This window comes from Cohnella sp. (assembly GCF_041640265.1).
Lineage (GTDB): Bacteria > Bacillota > Bacilli > Paenibacillales > Paenibacillaceae > Cohnella.
The window spans coordinates 82440-90877 of record NZ_JBEQAP010000020.1 but is presented as its reverse complement, the minus strand read 5'-3'; the positions used below and the strand labels follow the sequence as shown (position 1 = coordinate 90877).

Annotated in this window: 8 protein-coding genes and 1 pseudogene; 8 read left to right on the top strand and 1 reads right to left on the bottom strand. The window is 47.0% G+C overall.

Annotation, left to right across the window (positions count from 1 at the left end; translation table 11 throughout):
- Positions 1-135 precede the first annotated feature (135 nt).
- The 4 genes and pseudogenes from ACESLK_RS15895 (at position 136) to ACESLK_RS15880 (ending at position 1231) form a co-directional block, all read left to right on the top strand.
- Positions 136-438, top strand: coding sequence for a hypothetical protein (locus ACESLK_RS15895; RefSeq protein WP_373230542.1), 303 nt, complete (start codon positions 136-138; stop codon positions 436-438).
- A 56-nt stretch (positions 439-494) separates the two neighbouring features.
- The gene (locus ACESLK_RS15890; protein WP_373230541.1) at positions 495-734 is read left to right on the top strand and encodes a DUF3892 domain-containing protein; all 240 of its coding nucleotides are present in this window, start codon (positions 495-497) and stop codon (positions 732-734) included.
- A 136-nt stretch (positions 735-870) separates the two neighbouring features.
- Positions 871-1053, top strand: a pseudogene (locus ACESLK_RS15885) (L-arabinose isomerase family protein); the annotation flags it as partial.
- Positions 1054-1063: 10 nt separating this feature from the next.
- A complete protein-coding gene (locus ACESLK_RS15880; protein WP_373230552.1) occupies positions 1064-1231 on the top strand; it encodes a hypothetical protein in 168 nt (55 codons plus the stop codon).
- Between the two features lie 75 nt (positions 1232-1306).
- Here ACESLK_RS15880 and ACESLK_RS15875 read toward each other — a convergent pair whose 3' ends face one another.
- A complete protein-coding gene (locus tag ACESLK_RS15875; protein ID WP_373230540.1) occupies positions 1307-2416 on the bottom strand; it encodes an AI-2E family transporter in 1110 nt (369 codons plus the stop codon).
- 337 nt (positions 2417-2753) lie between these two features.
- Between ACESLK_RS15875 and glgB the strand changes: the two genes are divergently transcribed.
- Genes glgB through glgA form a run of 4 tightly spaced genes read left to right on the top strand, consistent with a single transcriptional unit; the run spans position 2754 to position 8421 of the window.
- Complete coding sequence (gene glgB / locus ACESLK_RS15870; RefSeq protein ID WP_373230539.1) at positions 2754-4658, top strand: 1,4-alpha-glucan branching protein GlgB; 1905 nt, start codon at positions 2754-2756, stop codon at positions 4656-4658.
- Positions 4659-4701: 43 nt separating this feature from the next.
- Positions 4702-5868 carry a glucose-1-phosphate adenylyltransferase gene (locus tag ACESLK_RS15865; RefSeq protein WP_373230538.1) on the top strand — a complete coding sequence of 389 codons (1167 nt, stop codon included), beginning with the start codon at positions 4702-4704 and terminating at the stop codon, positions 5866-5868.
- Entirely contained in the window at positions 5865-6977 is a 1113-nt protein-coding gene (gene glgD, locus ACESLK_RS15860) for a glucose-1-phosphate adenylyltransferase subunit GlgD (RefSeq protein WP_373230536.1), read from the top strand. Before ACESLK_RS15865 ends, glgD begins: the two co-directional genes overlap by 4 nt.
- 16 nt (positions 6978-6993) lie before the next feature.
- A complete protein-coding gene (gene glgA / locus ACESLK_RS15855) occupies positions 6994-8421 on the top strand; it encodes a glycogen synthase GlgA (RefSeq protein ID WP_373230535.1) in 1428 nt (475 codons plus the stop codon).
- Positions 8422-8438: the final 17 nt, after the last annotated feature.

Sequence of the window (8438 nt, the reverse complement as noted above, 5' to 3'; positions counted from 1 at the left end):
ACAGTTTGGCGCTTAAATTCTTCATCAAAATGCTGACGATGATCTCCCATGACACACCTCGACCTTTTTAGTTATTTTATTGTATCAGGTCGCTGTTACAACGTGTCTACTTTTTAGATTAACTCCAAAATCGCCGTGCAGTTAGCAAAAGTCAAACTGCATCGCACCCAAGTAACCGAAATCGCCGTGCAGTTAGCAAAAGTCAAACTGCATCGCACCCAAGTAACCGAAATCGCCGTGCAGTTAGCAAAAGTCAAACTGCATCGCACCCAAGTAACCGAATTCGCCGTGCAGTTAGCAAAAGTCAAACTGCATCGCACCCAAGTAACCGAAATCGCCGTGCAGTTAGCAAAAGTAAAACTGCATCGCACCCAAGTAACCGAAATCGCCGTGCAGTCAGCAAAAGTCAAACTGCAGCATTTTCAGCAATCCGGATAATGTCCGTGTATTGTAACCCTCGATTTGGCAATACTATCTCATTGGAGGTGGTTGTAATGGATCAACAAGGAAACAAACAGCAAGTCGTTGCTGTCCGTAAGAACGGCGATGGTGATATCGTAGAGCTGCAGCTTTCTTCGGGTCAAGTCGTAGGGTACAAGGAAGCGCAGCAAATGGCTAAGAATGAACAAATTGAAAATGTTAATGTCTTCAAGGGGCGCGATGGGGATGAGCACTTGCGATCGAATGCAGACGGGCGGAAAGACAATAATTTAGATCAGCTGCCGACATTCTAGCAGCCTATGTGTATTTGAACCGCCAACTTGGCGGTTTTTTTATGCTGCCATCTCCATTGTCGCAAAATACAGCAATAGGTGCATCGAAGTACAGCTAGCCGTCTCCATTGTCGCAAAATACAGCAATAGAAGCGTCGACAACATGCGCCAAGTTGCTGTTACTGAAAGTGACAAGGTTGAAGCGCAAATCAAATTCGGCTGGTCCGTTAATGGATATGGCGTAGGAGATTTGGTTGCGCATGTCAACGCGGTTTCGGAAGCAGATCTGAACCGTTTACTAGACGAATACGCGGAGAAATACGATATCGTGAAGGAAGGCGGAGGCTTCGATTCTTACAGGCGGAGCACATCAAACAGTATATTCTTTCGCAGTAAGGACGGAGCAAATGTTAGACTTCGCAGAGATGACTGGCATTGAATGTGTCGTTATCGACAAGAACACAAATCCTGTACAGTTCCGTAATGAGCTCCGCTGGAGTCATGCGGCTTGGAAATAATAGCTTTCAAATAGAATAAATCAGAGCCCAATTCCAGTTCAAACGGTGGAGTTGGGGTCTGTTTTTTTTCATCGCTTAACCTCGAGGAGGAATAAGATTCGGCTCCTTATCAATCCGATTATTGATGTGCGAGTTGTACACGCGTACGACTATGATCTTCAGGATCGCATAGGCAGGAACAACGATTACCATCCCAAGCGGGCCGAGTATAGCTCCTGCTCCAATTACGAGCAGCATAATCGTCAGCGGATGTACGTTTAGCTGCTTGCCCATTATTTTGGGACCGATAAGGTTTGACTCAATCTGATTTGAGATGATGATAATTGCGGACACCTGCAGAACGGCAATCGGAGAAACGGTGAGTGCGACGATGACGGTTGGAACAGCTGCGAGCAAAGGACCAAGATACGGAATGACGTTTGTAATCGCGGCGACAAGGCCCAACAGCAAGGGATAGGGCAGATCGATGATTAAGTATCCGCAGAACGTTAGGCCTCCGATGATTAGAGAGGTAACAAGCTTACTCATAATGAAAGAACCAATGGATGCGTCGATTTCTTTCATAGCCGGCAATGCTTCGCCATGGATACGCGTTGGTAGAATCCTCAACACTAGCAGCGGGAACTTATGACCTTCTTTCAGCATGTAATAGATGATAAACGGTACAAGCCCAAGGAGCAGGAAAAAGTTCATGGCGATATTGAAGAAGCTCTTAACGCTGCCTACGATTGAATTCAATAAATCACCAAGTGCCGCCGATAGCTGCGAGGAGATATTTTCGGTGGAGAAGGATTCGTCTTGGCTAATGTTCTTGACCCATGGATGCTTCTGGACAGAGGTGATCCACTTCTGGATGGACTCGATAATTTCCGGGAAGTTGTTAACGAGTGTAATCGACTGCTCCCGGATGGGCGGCCAGATCAGCCAAGAGAATAGCAAGATAATCCCAATGACCGCCAGGTATACCATAATTATAGCTAGAGAAAGCGGGAGGTACTTCGCCAGCAGCCGAACCGGCGGACGAAACATGTAATAGAACATCCCTGATATCAAAAGGGGAACGAATAGGGCTGCGAGCACGGCACCGATAGGATCAAAAAGAAAATCAACGAGAGAAGCTAGATAGGCAATTAATAGAAATACAATTATTCCGTAACCGATTCGAAACCATTTTCCCTGCGGCATATCCAGCCCTCTTTCAAAAGATTAATTTAACTAATAATGGTGTATCTATAAATTAACACTTCTGTACTAAAAATAAACGAAATCATGCGAAATGTTTCGGAATAGAGTTCAAGTCTTCTACATAGGAATTGTTAATCGTGGTGCGGGCTGAGGCCGCGAACTTTCTTGCGGCTTTTTTGAAAATGGGGTGAATCTTTTCATTAAATTCGGTATAATAAATGTAAGCTTTATGTGAATGTTAGAGATGTTAACAACAGAATAACACACCATTCGACAGCATCCTCCAACATGCATGAGCATTCGTCAGAAAGCCCAATTATTCAGGAGGTGACATCGTATGCAGGCTTCGCCGGTTCTGGTTTCATCCGACGACCTGTACCTATTCAATACCGGGCAGTTATTCCGTGCCTATCGTACTTTCGGGGCTCATCCTATTGAATTTGAGGGTTACAGGGGTGTAAGATTTGTAGTTTGGGCACCTAATGCCAACGAGGTGTTTGTCGTTGGTGATTTCAATGATTGGCAAAGCTCCAGCTCTTCTCTTCAATTGGAGCGAGTCGGCACGACTGGCGTGTGGGTCGGCTTCGGACCTAACCTCCATGAAGGAGCCCGCTACAAGTATGAAATTGTGAATGCCAGCGGTGAGCGTCAGCTCAAAACCGACCCTTTCGGCTTTCAAAGCGAGTTGCGTCCGAATACCGCTTCCGTTGTTACCTCTATAGAATCGCACAGCTGGCAGGATCAGGAATGGCAGAAAGCAAAGCAAGACAATCCTCCATATGAGAAGCCTATGCTCGTATACGAGGTTCATCTGGCATCTTGGCGGATGGACGCCCCGGAGCAATTCCGCACCTATGAGCAATTAGCGCAAGAGTTAGTCGATTATGTAAGCTCCATGGGGTATACCCATATTGAAGTTCTGCCCTTAACTGAGCATCCTCTAGATCGTTCTTGGGGTTATCAGGCGACCGGATATTATGCGGCAACAAGTCGCTACGGTCCTTCTGAAGGTCTTAAAAAGTTAATTGATCGTTGTCACCAGAAGGGGATCGGTGTGTTACTCGATTGGGTTCCCGGTCATTTCTGCAAAGATGATCATGGCCTGAGGATGTTCGATGGGGCGCCGCTATATGAGCACTCCGATTACCGAATATCAGAGAAGCCATTATGGGGAACCCTTGCTTTTGATTTTGGTAAACCAGAGGTGCAAAGCTTTCTTCTATCCAATGCTTTGTTCTGGCTTGACGTCTATCATATTGATGGTTTGCGGGTAGATGCCGTTGCCAGCATGATTGATTTGAACTTCGACAAACCCGAGAACATGCGGATAACGAACCGTTATGGTGGAACTGATCATATCGAAGCGTTGGATTTTCTGCGTAAACTCAATGAAACCGTGTTCCTTCACTATCCAGAGACCCTCATGATGGCAGAAGATTCATCCTCCTACCCTGCAGTCACATTGCCCACCTATTTGGGGGGACTAGGCTTTAACTACAAATGGAATATGGGTTGGATGAACGACATTCTCCGTTATATGGAGACCGACCCTGCACACCGCTCTTCTCACCATTCACTCATAACGTTCTCTCTACTCTATGCTTTTTCCGAAAACTATATTTTACCCTTATCGCATGACGAGGTTGTTCACGGTAAGCGCTCATTGTTGAACAAAATGCCGGGCTCTTATCTCGAGAAATTCGCTAATCTCCGCCTCTTTTACGGCTATTGGATGGCTCATCCTGGCAAGAAGCTGCTGTTCATGGGCTCTGAATTCGGACAATTCGACGAATGGAAGGATTTCGCCGGATTAGAATGGAATATGCTTGGTTATCCATCCCACGAAAGCATGCACCAGTACGTTAGAGAATTGAACCACATGTATCTGGAGAACGGTGCTCTCTGGGAGAAGGATCATCAGCACGACGGCTTCGAGTGGATCGACGTGAATAATGCCGCTCAATGCATGCTCTCCTTCCAACGTAGAGGCCATTCGAACAATACGATCATCTCGCTTTGTAATTTCTCGAGAGAAACCTATTCCTTATACCGAATTGGTGTTTCGGATTATGGTGATTATGAACTCCTGCTTAACAGCGATGATACCCGATTTGGTGGAACAGGCATGATTATTCCATCCCGTGTGTCGGCTCAGAATATTCCGTTTCATGGTAAACCCTACAGCATTGAGGTTCCCGCTCCCGCCTTATCCATACAGCTTTGGAAGTCAGAAGTCAGATGACATTGCATGGAATGCTTGCTTATCTTGGGGAGGAGTGAAGTTCATGAGGAAAAATGAATGTATTGCCATGCTATTAGCTGGTGGAGAAGGTCGTCGATTGGGCGTTCTTACGAAAGACTTGGCGAAGCCTGCCGTTCATTTCGGAGGAAAATACCGGATTATAGACTTCACGCTTAGTAACTGTGTTCATTCCGGAATTGAAACCGTAGGTGTACTGACGCAATATCAACCGCTTGAATTGACCCAGCATCTAGGAATAGGAACACCGTGGGGATTGGACCGTCGGGAGGGCGGCATGCATGTGCTCCCTCCTTATGTTCGTCAGAAAGGCGGATCTTGGTACAAAGGCACGGCGAATGCGATCTATCAAAATCTGGGTTTCATCGAAAGATACGACCCTGAGTACGTCCTCATTATATCTGGAGATCATATTTACAAAATGAACTATGATCTGCTCCTGGAAGACCACAAGAAAAATCGCGCGGATGCAACCATTGCGGTCATAAGCGTCCCTTGGGCTGAAGCGAGTCGTTTCGGTATTCTAAGTGTAGACGAGGACGGCAGAGTCGTTGAATTCGCGGAGAAACCTAAAAAACCGAACAGCAACCTAGCATCGATGGGCGTTTATATCTTTTCGTGGTCCGTCTTAAAGGATGCTCTCGTCCGGGATGAAGAAGAACGCCACTCAACTAATGATTTCGGCAAGGACATCATTCCTAAGCTTCTTAAGGAAGACGCTCGTCTGTTCTCCTACCAATTCAACGATTATTGGAAGGATGTCGGGACAATCGATAGCTTGTGGGAAGCCAACATGGATCTGTTGGAGGATAGGCCGCCTCTGCAGCTGAATGATCGAAGCTGGCGGATCTTCTCAGTAAGCCCGAATCAACCCGCTCAATATATAGCTCCTACCGCAAAAGTACAAGGCTCTTTGATCAATGAAGGCTGTGTGGTTGAGGGGCAAGTAAACCGCTCGGTTCTCTTCCACGGTGCGCGCGTGGGTGAAGGGAGCTTCGTAGAGGATTCCATTCTCATGCCTGGGGCCATCATTGGAAGCAATGCTAGAATAATCCGAGCGATCGTGGGAGAAGGGGCGGTTGTTGGCGATGGCTGTCATGTAGGCAGCGTGGAGGCCGAGGATATTGCAGTTGTCGGAAGCGGCGAAACCATTCGCCTTGAAGAGGAACTAAAGGAGGCGGAGCCGGTATGAAATTGCCGATGATGGGAGTTATTAACCTAATTCATGAAACAGATGAAATGGGATCTTTAACAGCTAACCGTTGCTTGGCTACAGTGCCGTTCGGGGGACGTTACCGGTTGATTGATTTTGTGCTTTCTTCTATGGTTAATTCCGGAATTCCGAAAGTAGCCGTATTCGCGCATACCAAATTTCGCTCGCTCATGGACCATTTAGGCTCTGGCAGCAATTGGGATTTACATCGCAAGCAAAGCGGGTTGTTCGTACTTCCCCCTTCCATGGAGGACCAGACGGATTTCGGCAAAGGAGATCTCTATCACTTCTACCGCAATCGCGATTATTTCGCTCGCAGTCCACTGGATTACGTGGTCATCTCCCGTAGTCACATGGTTTGTAATGTTGATTTTGCCAAGGTGCTGGATGAACATCGGGAGACGGGAGCGGACATCACGGTCGTCTGTAAGAGAGAGCCGGAAGGAGTGCCCGGCTTGGCGCGCAAAGCTAAAGTTAACGATGCTGGCCGCATAGTGGAGATGCAGGATCACTTCGGGAGACTCGATAGTGACATTGTGTCAATGGAAATGTATGTGCTAAGTAAGGATTTATTGCTCGATCTGGTAGAAACCTCATTGGCGCAAGGTAAAGATCATTTCGTTCGCCATTCGATATTGTCCCGATTGAATCAATTGCATGTTCATGCGCACATGCATGGCGGAGTTTTAGGAGTCGTTAATAATATCTCTGCTTACTACCAGCACAGTATGAATTTATTGCAGCCTGATATATGGAAAGAGCTGTTCTTTACTCCGGGGACGATCTATACGAAAGTCAAGGATGAGCCGCCTACCCATTACCGCAATGGTGCTGATGTTACTCACTCCTTAATTGCGAACGGATGTGACATAGAAGGGGTAGTTTATAATAGTATTTTGTTCCGGGGCGTAAAAATCGCTAAAGGAGCCGTTGTTCGCAATAGCATTGTGATGCAGAATGGGGTAATCGGCTCGAATGGTACTTTGGAAAATTGCATATTGGACAAAGAAGTGGAAATTCGCGCGACGCAGCAGCTGAGAGGCTCGACTGAAATGCCATTTATCGCCTTGAAGCGAAAAGTCATATAATCGAAAGGGTGTCTACATGCGGGTGTTGTTTGCGGCGTCGGAAGCGATGCCGCTAGTCAAAACAGGAGGCTTAGCCGATGTTGTCGGCGCCCTTCCCAAAGCGCTTGCTAAGAAGGGCGTCGACGTTACCGTCGTTCTACCTAAGTATGGGGAAATCCCTAAGGCGATAACGGATCGCGCGATCACTGTTGCGGTCATGGAAGTACAGCTGGGCTGGCGCAGACAATATTGCGGCATTCAAGAAGTGATGGTGGATGGTATTCGGTTTCTGCTCATAGATAATGAATTTTATTTCTATCGAGGGTCTCTATATGGTTACGGCGATGAAGCGGAGCGTTTCGCCTTCTTCAGCTTCGCCGTGCTTGAAATGCTTGAAAAGTTCGATCTGCTTCCAGACCTCATTCATTGCCACGATTGGCAGACTGGTTTGATTCCGTTTCTGCTGCGCACACGTTATGCTAATCGTCCGGGATATCGGGATATTCGAACGGTATTCACCATTCATAACCTGCAGTATCAAGGTGTGTTTTCCCGTGCGTTGCTGCAGGATTTACTTGCGACTGGAGATGATTCCTTCACCCAGGATTCACTTGATTTCTACGGTGCGGGAAGCTGTATGAAAGCAGGACTCCGCTTTGCGGACAAGCTGTCCACTGTAAGTCTGACTTACTCTTACGAAATACAGACGGAAGAATACGGCGAGAAGCTGGATGGTGTCATAAGGCAGCGCGCGCATGATTTGTGGGGCATTGTGAACGGGATCGATACCGAGGTTTATGATCCGATGAACGATCCTTTCTTGAAGTTTCCTTTTCTTGATTCGTTAGATAAGAAGCGGCAGAATAAGACTGCCTTGCAGAGTGAGCTAGGCTTGCCCGTTGATGAGACCATTCCGATGATCGGAATGGTTTCCAGGCTCTCGGGTCAGAAGGGCTTTGACCTCATCAGCGAGGCGTTACCTGCTTTGATGAAGGAAAATATTCAGTTGGTTATTCTCGGTTCAGGCGAACATAACATTGAATCGATGCTGCAGCATACTTTCATGAACAACCGGGATAAGATGGCGGTATGGTTCGGGTTTAACGAGGGACTAGCGCGACGTTTCTATGCGGCATCCGATATGTACCTGATGCCCTCGAGATTTGAGCCTTGCGGACTAAGTCAATTGATTGCCCTTCGTTATCGCAGTGTTCCCATTGTTCGAGAAACAGGTGGGCTCAGGGATACGGTGGAATCATATAACGAATATAAGGGTTCTGGCAACGGCTTTACATTTGGTCCTGCTACTGCTAAAGATTTAATCTATACGGTTCGTCGTGCTTTATCCTTCTTTGACCAGAAGGAGATATGGGCCCGAATCGTGGCTAACGGCTCCAAGAAAGATTATGGCTGGGACTCCTCGGCACAATTATACTATAAATTATATAGAGAACTCGTCACCTAAGAAGGAGAGGGATTGGA